Origin of the sequence: Cyanobium sp. A1C-AMD (assembly GCF_024346495.1) — a bacterium.
Taxonomy (GTDB): domain Bacteria; phylum Cyanobacteriota; class Cyanobacteriia; order PCC-6307; family Cyanobiaceae; genus Cyanobium_A; species Cyanobium_A usitatum.
This window is the reverse complement of the sequence record NZ_JAGQDB010000068.1, coordinates 1-13148: the sequence shown is the minus strand read 5'-3', so window position 1 is coordinate 13148 and position 13148 is coordinate 1. Positions and strand designations below refer to the sequence as shown.

At 59.4% G+C, this 13148-nt stretch carries 18 protein-coding genes and 1 pseudogene; 8 read left to right on the top strand and 11 right to left on the bottom strand.

The features are described 5' to 3' along the window. Positions 1 to 78: 78 nt before the first annotated feature. Together KBY74_RS10865 and KBY74_RS10860 are read right to left on the bottom strand one after the other, a co-directional pair. A pseudogene (locus tag KBY74_RS10865) lies at positions 79 to 408 on the bottom strand (hypothetical protein); the annotation flags it as partial. 42 nt (positions 409 to 450) lie between these two features. Beyond that, positions 451 to 669, bottom strand: a complete 219-nt coding sequence (locus KBY74_RS10860; RefSeq protein WP_254942721.1) for a DUF3721 domain-containing protein — start codon at positions 667 to 669, stop codon at positions 451 to 453. 173 nt (positions 670 to 842) lie between these two features. On the opposite strand from KBY74_RS10860, the gene KBY74_RS10855 reads away from it, so the two are divergent. After that, entirely contained in the window at positions 843 to 1262 is a 420-nt protein-coding gene (locus KBY74_RS10855) for a MerR family transcriptional regulator (RefSeq protein ID WP_254942719.1), read from the top strand. A gap of 150 nt (positions 1263 to 1412) precedes the next feature. Here KBY74_RS10855 and KBY74_RS10850 read toward each other — a convergent pair whose 3' ends face one another. Next, on the bottom strand, positions 1413 to 3035 hold the full coding sequence (locus tag KBY74_RS10850; protein ID WP_254942718.1) for an FAD-dependent oxidoreductase: 1623 nt from the start codon (positions 3033 to 3035) through the stop codon (positions 1413 to 1415). Between the two features lie 192 nt (positions 3036 to 3227). Here KBY74_RS10850 and KBY74_RS10845 point away from each other — a divergent pair, with 192 nt between their 5' ends. Both KBY74_RS10845 and KBY74_RS10840 read left to right on the top strand, forming a co-directional pair. After that, positions 3228 to 3632 (top strand): YccF domain-containing protein, encoded by a 405-nt coding sequence (locus tag KBY74_RS10845; RefSeq protein WP_254942720.1) that lies wholly within the window; start codon positions 3228 to 3230, stop codon positions 3630 to 3632. 39 nt (positions 3633 to 3671) lie between these two features. Then, positions 3672 to 3899 (top strand): hypothetical protein, encoded by a 228-nt coding sequence (locus KBY74_RS10840; RefSeq protein WP_254942717.1) that lies wholly within the window; start codon positions 3672 to 3674, stop codon positions 3897 to 3899. 56 nt (positions 3900 to 3955) lie between these two features. Here KBY74_RS10840 and KBY74_RS10835 read toward each other — a convergent pair whose 3' ends face one another. From KBY74_RS10835 to KBY74_RS10805, 7 genes are all read right to left on the bottom strand, one after another. Beyond that, a complete protein-coding gene (locus tag KBY74_RS10835; RefSeq protein WP_254942716.1) occupies positions 3956 to 4192 on the bottom strand; it encodes a chlorophyll a/b-binding protein in 237 nt (78 codons plus the stop codon). An 81-nt stretch (positions 4193 to 4273) separates the two neighbouring features. Further along, positions 4274 to 4417: a chlorophyll a/b-binding protein gene (locus tag KBY74_RS10830; protein ID WP_254942715.1), complete on the bottom strand. Its 144-nt coding sequence runs from the start codon at positions 4415 to 4417 to the stop codon at positions 4274 to 4276. A gap of 66 nt (positions 4418 to 4483) precedes the next feature. After that, entirely contained in the window at positions 4484 to 4735 is a 252-nt protein-coding gene (locus tag KBY74_RS10825) for a hypothetical protein (protein ID WP_254942714.1), read from the bottom strand. 17 nt (positions 4736 to 4752) lie between these two features. Then, the gene (locus tag KBY74_RS10820) at positions 4753 to 4959 is read right to left on the bottom strand and encodes a hypothetical protein (protein WP_254942713.1); all 207 of its coding nucleotides are present in this window, start codon (positions 4957 to 4959) and stop codon (positions 4753 to 4755) included. Between the two features lie 138 nt (positions 4960 to 5097). Next, positions 5098 to 5526, bottom strand: coding sequence for a tellurite resistance TerB family protein (locus KBY74_RS10815; protein WP_254942712.1), 429 nt, complete (start codon positions 5524 to 5526; stop codon positions 5098 to 5100). 182 nt (positions 5527 to 5708) lie between these two features. Further along, entirely contained in the window at positions 5709 to 7628 is a 1920-nt protein-coding gene (locus KBY74_RS10810; RefSeq protein WP_254942711.1) for an NAD-binding protein, read from the bottom strand. 18 nt (positions 7629 to 7646) lie between these two features. After that, positions 7647 to 7931 (bottom strand): 2Fe-2S iron-sulfur cluster-binding protein, encoded by a 285-nt coding sequence (locus KBY74_RS10805; protein ID WP_254942710.1) that lies wholly within the window; start codon positions 7929 to 7931, stop codon positions 7647 to 7649. Between the two features lie 284 nt (positions 7932 to 8215). Here KBY74_RS10805 and KBY74_RS10800 point away from each other — a divergent pair, with 284 nt between their 5' ends. From KBY74_RS10800 to KBY74_RS10790, 3 genes are all read left to right on the top strand, one after another. Beyond that, positions 8216 to 10300: a 4Fe-4S binding protein gene (locus KBY74_RS10800; RefSeq protein ID WP_254942709.1), complete on the top strand. Its 2085-nt coding sequence runs from the start codon at positions 8216 to 8218 to the stop codon at positions 10298 to 10300. Between the two features lie 163 nt (positions 10301 to 10463). Further along, positions 10464 to 10646, top strand: a complete 183-nt coding sequence (locus tag KBY74_RS10795) for a hypothetical protein (protein ID WP_254942708.1) — start codon at positions 10464 to 10466, stop codon at positions 10644 to 10646. A 9-nt stretch (positions 10647 to 10655) separates the two neighbouring features. After that, a complete protein-coding gene (locus tag KBY74_RS10790) occupies positions 10656 to 11078 on the top strand; it encodes an NUDIX hydrolase (protein ID WP_254942707.1) in 423 nt (140 codons plus the stop codon). A 39-nt stretch (positions 11079 to 11117) separates the two neighbouring features. Here the strand turns inward: KBY74_RS10790 and KBY74_RS10785 are convergent, their stop codons facing one another. After that, entirely contained in the window at positions 11118 to 11312 is a 195-nt protein-coding gene (locus KBY74_RS10785; RefSeq protein WP_254942706.1) for a hypothetical protein, read from the bottom strand. A gap of 167 nt (positions 11313 to 11479) precedes the next feature. On the opposite strand from KBY74_RS10785, the gene KBY74_RS10780 reads away from it, so the two are divergent. Together KBY74_RS10780 and KBY74_RS10775 are read left to right on the top strand one after the other, a co-directional pair. Continuing rightward, positions 11480 to 12376: a cation:proton antiporter gene (locus tag KBY74_RS10780; RefSeq protein WP_254942705.1), complete on the top strand. Its 897-nt coding sequence runs from the start codon at positions 11480 to 11482 to the stop codon at positions 12374 to 12376. Between the two features lie 15 nt (positions 12377 to 12391). After that, positions 12392 to 12622 (top strand): hypothetical protein, encoded by a 231-nt coding sequence (locus KBY74_RS10775; protein WP_254942704.1) that lies wholly within the window; start codon positions 12392 to 12394, stop codon positions 12620 to 12622. Positions 12623 to 13148: the final 526 nt, after the last annotated feature.

The following is a 13148-nucleotide window of genomic DNA, read 5'->3' as shown; positions in this document are numbered from 1 at the left end:
GGAGGCGATTCCGCCGACCTCAACCCATGCTGACAGCCCCTGCAAGGACGCCTGTGACGGACTTTGAATCAGCCCTGCTTTGCAACCAAGCTCCTGGGCTTTTTCTAGAGCCGACACCTTGCTGGGGTAGGCCAACAAGTTCTCTTGGGCTGGTCGACTGCTGTGGTGTTGATGGCTGTTGCTTGGGCTGAATGTCCAAATGCCCATGGCGTTCATGCCTGCCACCAGCACTCCCATGCCAACTACGCATGCATTGAGGACGCCCATGCCCACAATGCCGATGCTGATGACCCCCATGGGCACCACGCCAATGCTCACTACCCCCATCGGCACGATTCCGATCGAAACGATGCCCAAGGGAGCTACGCCTATGGCGAGCAGTTTCGGTTTGTCGCCGCATTGGGACATATCAATTAGATGGCGAGCAGTGAATTAGTTCACTTATAGAATTCAGTGCTGGGATCCACTGGGCTTGGAAGGCTGGGACTCACCATGTTTGGCGCACGGCATCCACTGGGTACCCATGCTGTGTGCTCCGGTGCAATTGAAATGCAGTTTGGCGGCGGTTTCAGCTTCCGCCTTGGTTGGGTAAAGAGCCGGTACGCCCTTTTGACTTGCGTTGCACGCTCCAGCCAGCAGGAATTGAGCCGCAATGGCTCCGATCCCCATCGCGGCAATCTTCAGGGAACTCATTGTCACAGGATTCAGCAGGCGGGGGCAGACTTACTCACCACCAACCCTAACACTAATCTCCACTAAGTGCTGGTTGATGGAGAGATGAGCGCTTTTTTCTCCGGGCCCTGGGTAGAGTTTCATGTATCCACTGGATGGAGGGTTGACCAATGACTCCCCTGCCCCTTGCCGCAGCTCAAGATGCTCCTGGTCTTCGGATTGGCGAGATGGCCAAGATCTCCGGCTTTTCGGTGAAAACGATTCGCTTTTATTGCGATCAGGGCTTGCTGCATACGGCCCGATCTGAGGGTAGATACCGTATATTCAGCTCCGATAGCCTTGCGGAATTGGAAATCATTCGGGCTTTGCGGTCTATGGATGTGCCGATCGGCGAGTTGGCCCGCATTCTTGAAGTGCGCCGCGCAGGTGTATGCAATTGTTCGGTGCTAAAGGATAGTATCGCAACTAAATTGCTTTCAATCGATTCGCGCATTCAAGAGCTGCAAATGATGAAATCTGAGCTGGCTCGCCTGCTCTCTAGCTGGCAAGACTGCGGAGGCGCCAAAGCCGAGGATGCTGCTAAGAAGTGATCCGCTATCTCCATTTCCTCCCGGCCATCAGAAGCGCCGTAGCAATCCCAATCAGATGCCAGCATGCCTTCCTGCGGGGAGTGGCTCTTGATCCATAGAGTTTCTAACTTACAGTCGAACACCGAATCCCTTGTGCGTTTAGGTCGGCCATCAGTCCAGCACTCGTTTGGAGTTGAACCACGGCAATTTCAGACCAAGGGCTTCGATTGGATCCATCACGAGCTTGTTGAGAGCACGGCCTAGAACGACTTGTGGCTCGTCTGCCCGAATAGGAAGAACGGAATGGGAGTGATCGGCACCGTTGACAATCTTGCGTCTGATCAAGGAGTTCCCTGCCTCCAGCCCGCACACATAGGCTCGTTCCTGACACAGACCCTTGGCTCCATGTTCTTTGTCGCCCATCCGCACCCAGTCGCCAGCGCAGACGATCGACTGCACTGAGGTTTCCAAAGGTGGCCGTTTTCTGAAACTGCCCGGAGAAAAGAGCGACACCGATCCTGGATAGCGCCGCACCTCGGAATCAACCACCCTGGCATTGGTGAATTCTGGATGCGCGATGGGAAGCAGATCACGCGTAAGCAGTTCGATGATCTCTTGATCACTCATCGCTGCTACAGCCGATGCGTTGTAAAAGTCGCTGGCGACCACCGAGCCTTGGGGCTGCCCATCACCCCAGAGAGCCTGTTGCGCATCCTTATGCAACTGATCCAGCATGAAAAAAGTGCCCCCTGAGCCCTTCAGTGATTCGAAGCGGGAAAACACGTTGGCTGGGTAAGCGATTGGAACATAACGATCCAGCCATAGACGTGCTGAAACGACATCGATGGAGCCAAGCGAAGCAGCGCTAACAAGCTCTGGTGCTGCCTTGCTGAGTTCTGGGGATTGAGCCATCAGAGACTTGAGCCCTTTTGCACCAACCGCCAAGACCACAGCATCCACTTCGTCAATCACCTGAACTGTTTTGGTTGCCACGTTCTGAATCTCAACTGAGCTGACGCCCTGCGAGTCAGACGACACATTCACCCGTCTCACCAACGTTCCACCAAGGACCTGCAGATGATGGCGGGAGATCAGCCTTCTACTCAGAGGTGCAAACAAATGTTCGGCGATGCTTTTCGACTTGATCCAACAGACATCAAATGAGTCTTGGTGGGCCAGGGCGTAGTAGTAAAGGAGCTCCATGGTGACCGCGGCCGAAAGCTCTTCGGGCGGCTTGAACAAGCCAACCAGCAAGGTGGGGCGCAAGAACTCATTGATGAGCCGATCGCTGATGCCAAGCTTGACAAAGAGTGATTGCGCATCGAGATCGTCGTACTGCTGGAAAATCTTATCGCTGCGATAAAGGTCCAGCATCGCATAAAGAAGCCCTGCGATACTGAGCCTGTCTTGAATAGGTAGTCGCGTGAAGTTAGTTATTGTTGCCACCATCTGGCCAAGCGGACTTGGCCATTGGGGTGTCTCTCCAAAGACAGGCGCTGTTGCTTCTAACCCATCTGGCGACCAGAAGGCACTGGTTGTGAAGTCAGTGAAGATATCGCCAGCGCCGAGTTCATCTGTGAGTGCATTGATATTGGGATAGTCTTTCCAAAAACCTCTGGTGCCTGCCTCGAAAGGTTTGCCGCTTTTGGTTGTGATTGGTGAACTGCCTGTTGGATCGGACATCCCATCAACCAAGGTGACACGAATACCCGCTTCACAGAGTGCCTTGGCTGCGCCCCAACCAGCCCATCCGGCGCCGATGACGACTACATGGGATGGTCTTCCGTCAGGCATGGCTGCTACGAACGTCGGCTCAGCTTTGGCAAGTTACTCAAATAGTGATGGAGAGGGACAACGGATGCCTGACAACTGCTGCAGGGGGCTGGGAAGCAGGGGTTGAAAAGAAGAAGAAGAAGGAGGACATCACCCATCACGGCTGCGCTCCCATCTCCCTTTTGCCAGGCTGGGAGCACCGTGGAAGATCTGATGCTGCGCTTTCTGCTCAACGTTCTCTGGTTCGTGCTCGGCGGAGTGGTGATGGGCCTGGGCTGGTGGCTGGCCGGTCTTGTGGCGGCGATCACGATCGTCGGCCTTCCCTGGGCCCGGGCCTGCTTTGTGATCGGCAACTACTCCTTCTGGCCGTTTGGAAATGAGGCCGTGAGCAGGCGTGAGCTCACCGGACGCAACGACTTCGGCACAGGACCGCTGGGGCTGATCGGCAACGTGCTCTGGTTTCTGGTGGCCGGCTGGTGGCTGGCGATCGGCCACCTCACCTCTGCAGTGGCCTGCTTCGTGACGATCATCGGCATTCCCTTCGGTATCCAGCACATCAAGCTGGCGCTGATCGCACTGGCCCCTGTCGGCATGCAGGTAGTGCCGGTGCGCCGCTGAATGCCACCCCAGCGGCTGCCCGGGGGCAGAGTGGATCCGATGCAAATTCCTTTCCGGCCCAGCCCCCGCGAGACCACAGAAGCGATGGTGCGCAACATCGCTCGCGAGCTGGCCGAGATCGAGCAAGCCATCAGCCATTGCAGGGGCGATCGGGTAGCTGAACCCCGATTGACGGGCACCTGGCTGGCCCACCTGCTGATCAGCAGCAGCGAACTACTCCAGAACCTGCTGATCGAGTCGGCCCGCAGGCCGCCATCCGGCACCTAGACCCTGCCCAGCACCCCGGTTACGGAAAGCAAATGGCGTATGAGCCGAGCAGGGGCTCAGAAGCAGAAGGGCAAGAACTGGGTGCGGCAGGCGGCATAGCCATCCACAAGGGCGCCGAGGCCGACTTGGTGGGCGATGCCAAAACCTGTGAGGCCTTCCACCACGACGCCGATCACGATGCCGAGCATGGCGGCGCGGCCGTTAAACAGTTCAGCACGCTTGAGCTGCGCCACGAGGGTCAGCTGTTCGGCGCTGGTATCGAGCAGCTTGTCGTTGGCGGGGGTGTTGGTCATGGGGATCTCCTGGGTGGTGTGAAACGAAACGGAAGCGCTGGCGTCAGTCGGCGATATTTGGCTGCAGCACAAGGGGACTGATCAACCGAGCCCGATCTGGGAAAGGATGCCCTGGCCGGTGAGTAGCTCGGTGCCTAGGCCGATCACGAAGCCGAGCATGGCCAGACGGCCGTTCCAGGTTTCAGCGAAGGCGACAAAGCCAAAGCGGGGAGTGGAGTCAGTCATGCGTGTTTCAATTTGTTACGGCAATTGTAACAGCATGTGAAGGGGTTGGGGCGGCGCCGCGCAGCCTTACTTCTGATCAAGCTGAGCGAATCGCCGTTCACTAATGATCTTCGCCAATTCCAGGAAATAGCCGGCGGTGCACCACTTGCCATGGTTGCGGTCGCGATTGACCACATCAGTCCTGAGCTCGGCAGCCTCTGCCATTACTAGATCTAGCTCACCTTGAGGCAACTCATAAAGCTCTTGAAGCTCAACCGAGCGATCAAGCAAGTGACTCTTAAACCACTTTGGATTAAGTTCTTGAGGAGGGATATCCATATGAAATTGATTATGATTTAGAATTCACATTCTACAGCATTATCCTCTTCTTGCCATTCGTCCATAAAGTCCTCGAAGCTTGAGTGGAAGCCAGGGTTGTTTAGATAAATGTCCACAAGATCATCCAAGGCCACGAATTCAGGGATAAACGCACCAAGCTTTTGCTTGTAGTCATGCAAGATTTCTTCTTTATTCACTTTGCAAAAATCCCAATTACCCAGCATAGGCTCAACTGGTAGAGCTGAGGCTGGCTCTGCCAGGAAAGTTGACGCCTCTCTGTTTCGATCACCAAGCTGTACTCAATTCGGTGCTGGTCCAGTTTTCGATTTCGGCTGACAGTGAGAGGCGGTTGGATTCTGGGCTTAAGTCGACTGGTTATTGACGAAATCGCGGTTCAGCAGATCGCAGACCTCAAAGATCTGCTCGGCACGGTCTGTGGTGAACTGCAGTTGCTGCGCCAGGGCCGCCAGGAACTCTTGCTCCTGAGGAGCCACGATCCGATCGCAGTGGATCAGCTGGCAGGCCAGGGCGAAGGCCATCTCCTGCTGCTCCGGACTGAGCAGCGGGGCCGCGCTGGCGATCAGCCCCTGCCACGACTCCTCCCGGAAGCGCTTGAGCAGACCCGAGATCAACAACCCGAAGGCGTAGGGCTCCATCTCCTGGTAGGCCGTACGTCCCAGCAGCTGCTCCCGGATCACGCGGGCTTCGTCCTTGCCGAAGGTCTGGTCGCAGCACACCGCCGCCAGGGGGATGGCGGCAAAGGCTTCAAGCGTGGTCATCGGGAGGGTCATGGCGGGCGGCAGTGAACGCACCTCTCAAGCATGCCGGCAGGCTGCAAGGGACTCGTTAAGGCTTGTTCAAGCTCAGGCCACGCGAACGCTCCCTTTCACCCAGCGGGCCAGTCTTAGTCCTGGTGCCAGTAGCCATTTTCTAACCACTCTCCCTTCTACTGCCGTCGTTGCTGATCGGATTCTCATCCGCTGGCCAGGCCCAAGCCACCGACTTGTATCAGGGTGCATTCCACACCCTGCCGCCGGAGATCTTCCACCAGCAGATCACAGATTTCCCGATCCACCGGAGGAGTGAGATGCTTCTCTCCGTCAAGGAGATGGAGCACCTCCCCTGGGAGGCAACCGATCCAGCGAGCCAAGCTTTGCTGCGCCTGAAAGCGACGCTCTGGCGAGAGCGCCCCCTGAAATTGGATCTGCAGGCGATAGCGGGGGGGCACTGGATGGTCCAATTCGATGCTACGCAGGCTGGCCGCCGTCGCCAGCACCACCAACTGGTCTCCGGCGGCCAGCACCAGGTCTGGCGGCGGCAAAAGAATGGGCTCGCGATAGCGGGACCGGCGCAGAGAAACGCCTGTCACGCCATAGCCATTCTCCAGCCTGGAGATATTCAGACCGCAAAGATTGTTCTGCTCCTGAAGGCGGTAGCGCACGATCAGTAGGTGGGTGCCCTGCAGTTGCAAGACTCCCTCCACCCTCTCCCCAAAGGCGGCCGCCACCACCGCATCGGCGACCAGGTCGACGGTGGAAATCACCGCCAGCCCTCCCAGCAGGTCCCCCAGGGGTTCGGCGGCCCCAAAGTCATGGGCCAGCACCGCGACACCAGCCTCGGGCCAGCGTTTTTGCAGCGCCATGGCGGCCTCTAGATTGGCCAGCAGATCGGTGGAAAGCAGGCCAACGGCGGCAACGGGACGACCCTCAAGCGCCTGGAGCGCCTCCTCCAGTTGTCCGAATTGAACGATTCCCTTGTCCTGGGAGCCATCGCTGCCCCCCGGCTCGACCCTCACCACCAGCTGCTGGTGACGCCGCAGCCGCTGGGCAACGCGCTGAGCCAGCGCGGATCCCTCCACTAACAGCACCGGCGCCGGGCCCCGCCGGGGCAGCCGGATCCGTTCCACACCCAGGCGCTCCCGCAGCAAACGTTCCAGGATCACGGCCACCAGGGCCGAGGTCAGCAGCGTGCCAACCAGGGAATAGAGGAGGGTGCCAACGATCAGCCAACCGCTGACCTCCTCTATCCCGGTGATGTCGGAGAGGAGGAGGTTCACCGGGTCGACGTACTCCCCTTTGAGCAAGCCGAGGGTGACAAACACCCCCTGCTTCCATCCCCCCACTTGTGAGAAGGTCTGCACGCCGACCAACACCAATAGCATCAGCAGAGCGAAGCCCCACCGCTGGAGCCGTGTCCGCGCCCGCAGCCAGACGCGCAGCTTTTGAATTTTGCTCCGCAGCCAGGCCTGGACGCGATGGCGGCGGTTTTGGCCAGGGGCCAGCGGGCCCTGGTTGATGAGCGGTGAACGGGCTATTAACCATACCGGCGGGGATCCGGAGGATGACCCGGGAAGCCGGACCTGCTTCTGTTGGCGAAGGTCCCCACCAGGACCCTCCACTACCTGAATGATCTGGCCATCCACCTCCACTCTCGCCCGCATCGATGCAGGTCTTAGGGCGGTGCTGATCGCATCAGCACAGAGAAGGATGGGATCGACCACCGCTACCCCGGGCAGGCGCTGCTCCAGCAGGGCGCCGAGATCGGCGCGACGGTTGGTGGAACGCACCACGATTTCTGCGGTGGGATTAAGGAGCCGTACCTGGAGGGCAGCCTCAAAGTTGATCGTGCTGTCGGAACTCAGAAGCAGAACGGAACTGGCTCGCTCGGCACCGGCTTGGCGCAACACGTGGGCCAGGCGCATGTCTCCATGGGTGAGCGTTGCCGCCAGACGGGACTCCAGCTCGGGATCTCTCCAGCTGGGCTGCCGCAGATCGACGCCGTGGAGGGGCAGATCAAAGGCCAGGAGGCGCTGAAGACAGGCCTGCCCCAGGGCGCCAAGACCACAGACCAGGACGGGGGCAGGGCTCAGGGGATCGGTGGGATGGGCACTCAACGTCCGGGGCCGCCGGGTTCAGAGATCATCCTCCACACCGGTGGTGATGGTGCAGTCGCTGGTGGGGTAGCTCACGCAAAGCAGGGCAAAACCCGAGGCGATTTGATCATCGTCGAGGAAGCTTTGATCAGATTGGTCGACACCGCCGCTCACAATCTTGCCTGCACAGGTGCTACAAGCACCAGCCCTACAGGAGTAAGGGAGATCAATGCCCTGCTCCTCAGCAGCATCGAGGATGTAGGTGTCAGAAGCACAGGTAAAAGACTTGCCGTCTTCAGTTGTGATGGTGTAAGTGTCAGCCATGGGTCCGATGGTTGATTGACTAAACCAATCCAAGGCGAAACCCCAAAAAGGTTCTGTAAGGCAGGACACATGGACTCTGGATCAGAGCGAAACGGCTTCTTTTGCGGCACTCCGCCGGCAGGCCCTGGCGATCACTTTTCTTAGGACCACCGGGGACCGTTAGTTGTGTTTTATCCCTAGATCATTCAGCGATCAGCCGCCGCTGGTGGTAATGCTGAAGCGGAACTGGAAGCCCCAAGGGCAACCGGACATCCCTGGCCCCCGCCGCCAAGCCCACCTTCTCCATGACCTCCCCAACCCAGGAGCTAGACGCACCGGCCCTGCGACGCCTGGCTCCCTACCTGGTGGGATCCACCCGGCGTGGGGTGGTTGGGGGAAGTCGCTACGCCGTCAAGCTCCGGGCGGCCTTGGCCCAGGCGGCTCAAGACCCTGCGCGGCGGCCTGTGCTGATCAGTGGCGAGCCTGGGCTGGAGAAGGACAACCTGGCTGCGCTTGTTCATTTCGGCTCGGGCGACCGGCGCCATGTATTGATTCGCGTTGACACCAGCCTGCTGCGCGTCGATGGCGGCGACTTGTTTCACGGATCCCCAAGCCAAGGGCCGCCGTTGTTGGAGTGTATCGGTCAGGGTTGCGTGCTGCTGGATCGCTTCGATGCCGCCCCACCCGAGCTGCGAGCCCTACTGATCGAGCTAGCGCGAACGGCCCAATGGCCTGGCTGCAGCGAACCATTTCAAGGCCGGTTGCTGTTCACCGCCGAGTCCAGCGTGCCGGAACTGGAAGGTCTCTGCGACCAAATCCGGGTCCCTCCCCTAAGGGTGCGCCGCCAAGACTTGGGGGATTGGATCCGTTACTCCCTGCGGCGCCGTGCCCGCCAATTGGGCTGGCCCAAGCCACCCCAGGTGCCCGCCAACGTGGTGAAGCGTCTCCAAAGCCACGACTTCCCCAACAACCTGCGGGAACTGGATGTGGTGATCAACCGGGCACTGCTTCAGGCCAAGGCGTCAGCCGTTCATGGTGAGCTGCCCGACCTCTTGCCGGAAGATGTGTTTTGGCTACTGAGCCGGCCCACCAGCCTGCGCTTCGACATCTGGGGCTGGAAGCCTCGGCTGAGGGAGTGGATGCGAGCCCCTTTGCCGTGGAATGGCCTGTTGTTTGGCTTGGTGAGCTGGCTGTTTGTACTGGTGAATGGGGCCCTGTGGCTGGGCCCCCAGGATCGGGCCCACAACGGTGCCCTAAATCTGTTTTGGGCCTGGTGGTGGCCTGTGATTCTGCTCACCTTCCCGCTGGTGGGGCGGCTGTGGTGCTCCTTTTGCCCGTTCATGGTGTGGGGCGAAATCAGCCAGAAGCTCGCCCGTTTACTGGGCTGGCAGCCGCGCCGTTGGCCCCGGGGCGACACCGACCGCTGGGCCGCACCGGTGTTGGCTGCTGGCTTTGGCGCCATCTTGCTGTGGGAGGAGCTGGCCAATCTTGAAGACACGGCCTGGTTGAGCAGCTGTCTGCTGCTCGTGATTACGGGCGGGGCGGTGGTGTGCTCGCTGTTGTTTGAGAAGCGCTTCTGGTGTCGCTATTTGTGCCCAGTGGGGGGCATGAATGGCCTGATGGCGAAGTTATCGGTGCTGGAGCTGCGGGCCGAGGCGGGCACCTGCAGCGGCAGTTGCAGCAGTTATGCCTGCTTCAAAGGCGGACCAGCGGAAGGTGAAGGCCTGGCCACGGGAGGCTGCCCCCTGGGGACCCATCCAGCCCACCTGGAAGACAATCGCAATTGCGTGCTTTGCCTCACCTGCGTTCAAGCCTGTCCGCACCGCTCTGTGAAATTGCGCCTGCGCCCGCCCGCGGCCGACCTGCAAAAGGGCATGGCTGTCCCCTTTGGCGAACGGCTCTTGCTCTTGGTGCTGCTGGGCGGTGTGGCTTTGCATCACTGGCAGGGCTGGCTGGGTTGGTTGCCATGGGCCCCTGAATGCCTACAAGCAGGTCCCCTGCTGCCCAGGTTTGGGGTGGGTTTGATTGCGCTGCTACTGCCTGTTTTGGTGGCCGGCTGGTGGCCGAAACCCTTGCTCTATGGGCTCTTGCCGCTGGTGTGGGCCCTGTTGTTGTCTCGCTATTTGCCCTTGGGAATGGTCGAGGCCGGCCAGCTGCTGCCGGTGAGTGCCTTCCCCTGGCAAGGAGCCGCGGCTGCCCTCTGGCCAAGCTGGAGCGCCGATCAGCATGTGGTGGCCTTCTGCCAGAGCGCGGTGATGGCGGTGGGTCTGATTTGGAGCTTGGTGATCCTGCGCCGGCTGCTATTCACGAGTCCCCGCTTGCTGGGGCTGGGATCAACCCTTGCCATCGCCCTTGCCCTGGGGGGACGTTGGCTCACGGGCATGGCCTAAAGAAACTCCTTCCATTGGGAGGAAGCACTCCCGTTGAAATGCCGCAAATGAAGCCACCGCTGCGGGATCAGTCCGCCAGCATGGGTACACCCGAGATCAACATGTGTTCTTGAATCCCTTTTTGCCATTCAGCACGGCCAAGGTTCTGGCCCTGAAGGCCACTGTGCTGCTGCTGCTCACCCTGCTGATCAAGGCGAGGGTGCAGATCGTGACCGGGTCGGCCATTGGAATCTTCCTTTTGCTGCTGCAAACCTTGGCTTTCCTCGCCATAAGCGGTGGCTTGGTGCTGGCAGCGGGCGGGGCCGCGCTCGTCGCCAAGCAGCAGCGCCGGTCGGCCTCTGCCTGAGGCCGATCCATGGCCGTTGAAGTCGCCCTGGCGATGCTGCATCGGGATGGTCGCTGGCTGATGCAGCTGCGCGACGAGATCCCCGACATCGTTGCGCCCGGCTGCTGGGGGCTCTTTGGCGGACACCTCGACCCCGGCGAAACGCCAGAGCAGGCCCTGCGGCGGGAGCTACTGGAGGAGATCAGCTGGCAGCCCCCGGCGGTGGAGCTGGTGATGGTGCATCACATCCACCGCCGAACGGCCCATGTGTTTCAGGCCGAGCTATCGGTGCCGCTGGAGCAGCTGCAGCTTCTGGAGGGCCAGGACTTGGGTTTGATAAGCCCAGAGGAACTGCTGTCTGGATCGATCTGGAGCGCCAAGCTCGGCAGCCATCGCCCCCTCGCCGATGGACTATTGGAGGTTATGCAGCACGTGCTCACCAAGCTGGTCTGAGCACAACAAAGCCCGGAGTGATGAACGTGGGGGCACGAATCAGTCCTCGGTCTCCGGGCTGAGGGGCGGCAGCCGCCGCTCCACCTGCAGAAAAACCACCCAGGCGACGCCTGCACTGATGCCAGCGGTCCAGTCGCTACGCAGCAACTCCACGATCGACACGGTGCTGGCGCCGATGCGCAGCCCCCGCAACAGAAAGCGGCCTAGCTTTTCAAGACGAGGAGCTTCGCTCATTGTTATCACCGGCTCTTGATGCAGTAACAGCCGGATAAATACCACCCCAGCCAATCACTGGCTTACCACATCGGCACCAGCGCGCCTGCCCTCAAGCGGAAGGCAAGGCCACTCCTCAACGATCCAGCTCTGCTGAAGCAGGATAATGGTTGAATTTTCCGCAGCCAATGAGTGTTGGTCTACAGGGACTGCTGACAATCGTTGCCATTGTTGCTGTATCTCCCTTCGTAGCTCGACTTTTTGGAGGCCGGCTTCCAACAGTCGCGCTATTGATGTTGGGGGGGATTGCTGTAGGGCCTTCTGGCCTGGCCTTGGTGCAGCAGGATCCAGCGATTGATCTTTTCGCGAAGATAGGTCTTGGTTTGATCTTCGCCTTAATAGGACTGAATATTGACCAGAAAACCCTTAGCGGCACCCCAGGCCGTCTGGGTGCCTTGGGATGGTTTGCCACCCTCATTGTGGGGGTTCTTCTGGTCTCGGTGCTGCCCCTTGGCGGTGGGTTACGTCCGGTTGCATTGGTGGTGGCACTCAGTTCAACCGCCCTATCGACATTGCTGGTGATCCTCCGGGAATCGGGAGAGTGGGATTCCCCGCTGGGGCGGTTGTTGCTTAGTGCAGGCACTTGGGGACAACTGGGCCCGGTGTTGGCCGTGGCCCTGTTGCTGGGATCTACCAATCCCATCACAACTGTGCTCAGTGTTGCTCTGGTGGTGGTGGTGGCGTGGTTGCTGGCATTGGTGCCGGCGCGGATGGGGCAGTCAAGATTTTGGTATTGGTTTGAGTCCGTAGCGGGCTCAGCATCCGCCACGCCAATGCAGCTGCTGTATCTGCTCGTAGTCGGACTAATTGCCTTGTCGGAGGCGTTGGGAGTTGCCACCCTGATGGGAACACTGCTGGCAGGCTTGGTGATGAGGCGGTTTATCGCCGAACCCGACATCTCCCCTGCGATTAAGCAACTGGAGGCGTCGGCCTACGGTTTATTCGTACCGCTGTTCTTCGTCGTTGCCGGTGCTCGGCTGGACCTCGCCTCTGTAGCAGCCCATCCCTGGGGACCAGTGATCTGATGAGCGGGGATTCTCTTGATACGTGGTCTGCCCCAGTGGCTGCTTTATCGCCAGGCGCTGCCTGATCTGGTCGAACGACTGCGCTTTTCGCTGCTGGTGTCACAGTCACTCAATTTGCCGATTGTTGTTGCCTATCTCGAGGTACAGGCCGGACTGATGTCGCCTCAAGTGGGAGCAGCTCTGGTGGGCGGCAGCCTGCTGTCAGTCTTACTGCTGCCAGCATTGGCTATGGCGGTGAAGCGGTGATCCTGTTTAACCCAGATGAATATGTGCTGATCTCTTAAGGCTTTTCTTCTGGCCAAGCTTGAGGGCCATTATTTCTGATCTGACTAACTACTTTAAATGCCTTCCTGTCACTCGCCGTCACTCGCTTTGAGGTGCTGAGCTCAGGCGCTGCAATCAGAGCAACCTTGCAGGGCCAGCAACGACCAAACCCCATTCCAGCAGTGAGGCGGTCACCAGCGCAATCGCGCCGATGGACCAGGCCGAGCAAATCAGTCTCTGTAGCAGTAGGGCACGGAATGGAATCATCAATTCATCCAAGTCGACTTTTTGAGGGCTGGGCTTGCTAGTGCCATTGATTGCTTCATTCTCACTGCAACAGAGCAGACAAAGGTGTGACTATCCCTACCTGTTGAGGTGACGATTGCCGCCTCCCAGTCCTAGGCCTTGCTGCAGAGCCAGGCGATACAAAAGGCCTTTGCTCAGCCAAGGGGAATCCGGCAGAAGGGTTTCTTGCGGAAACGCCTGTAGACATCAAAGTCGCTGTCAA

What these genes read in the sequence shown, in the direction of transcription:
- KBY74_RS10860 (WP_254942721.1), bottom strand. Translation starts at nt 669, where the DNA reads ATGGGGATCGGAGCCATTGCGGCTCAATTCCTGCTGGCTGGAGCGTGC.
- KBY74_RS10855 (WP_254942719.1), top strand. Translation starts at nt 843, where the DNA reads ATGACTCCCCTGCCCCTTGCCGCAGCTCAAGATGCTCCTGGTCTTCGG.
- KBY74_RS10850 (WP_254942718.1), bottom strand. Translation starts at nt 3,035, where the DNA reads ATGCCTGACGGAAGACCATCCCATGTAGTCGTCATCGGCGCCGGATGG.
- KBY74_RS10845 (WP_254942720.1), top strand. Translation starts at nt 3,228, where the DNA reads ATGCTGCGCTTTCTGCTCAACGTTCTCTGGTTCGTGCTCGGCGGAGTG.
- KBY74_RS10840 (WP_254942717.1), top strand. Translation starts at nt 3,672, where the DNA reads ATGCAAATTCCTTTCCGGCCCAGCCCCCGCGAGACCACAGAAGCGATG.
- KBY74_RS10835 (WP_254942716.1), bottom strand. Translation starts at nt 4,192, where the DNA reads ATGACCAACACCCCCGCCAACGACAAGCTGCTCGATACCAGCGCCGAA.
- KBY74_RS10830 (WP_254942715.1), bottom strand. Translation starts at nt 4,417, where the DNA reads ATGACTGACTCCACTCCCCGCTTTGGCTTTGTCGCCTTCGCTGAAACC.
- KBY74_RS10825 (WP_254942714.1), bottom strand. Translation starts at nt 4,735, where the DNA reads ATGGATATCCCTCCTCAAGAACTTAATCCAAAGTGGTTTAAGAGTCAC.
- KBY74_RS10820 (WP_254942713.1), bottom strand. Translation starts at nt 4,959, where the DNA reads ATGCTGGGTAATTGGGATTTTTGCAAAGTGAATAAAGAAGAAATCTTG.
- KBY74_RS10815 (WP_254942712.1), bottom strand. Translation starts at nt 5,526, where the DNA reads ATGACCCTCCCGATGACCACGCTTGAAGCCTTTGCCGCCATCCCCCTG.
- KBY74_RS10805 (WP_254942710.1), bottom strand. Translation starts at nt 7,931, where the DNA reads ATGGCTGACACTTACACCATCACAACTGAAGACGGCAAGTCTTTTACC.
- KBY74_RS10800 (WP_254942709.1), top strand. Translation starts at nt 8,216, where the DNA reads ATGACCTCCCCAACCCAGGAGCTAGACGCACCGGCCCTGCGACGCCTG.
- KBY74_RS10790 (WP_254942707.1), top strand. Translation starts at nt 10,656, where the DNA reads ATGGCCGTTGAAGTCGCCCTGGCGATGCTGCATCGGGATGGTCGCTGG.
- KBY74_RS10785 (WP_254942706.1), bottom strand. Translation starts at nt 11,312, where the DNA reads ATGAGCGAAGCTCCTCGTCTTGAAAAGCTAGGCCGCTTTCTGTTGCGG.
- KBY74_RS10780 (WP_254942705.1), top strand. Translation starts at nt 11,480, where the DNA reads ATGAGTGTTGGTCTACAGGGACTGCTGACAATCGTTGCCATTGTTGCT.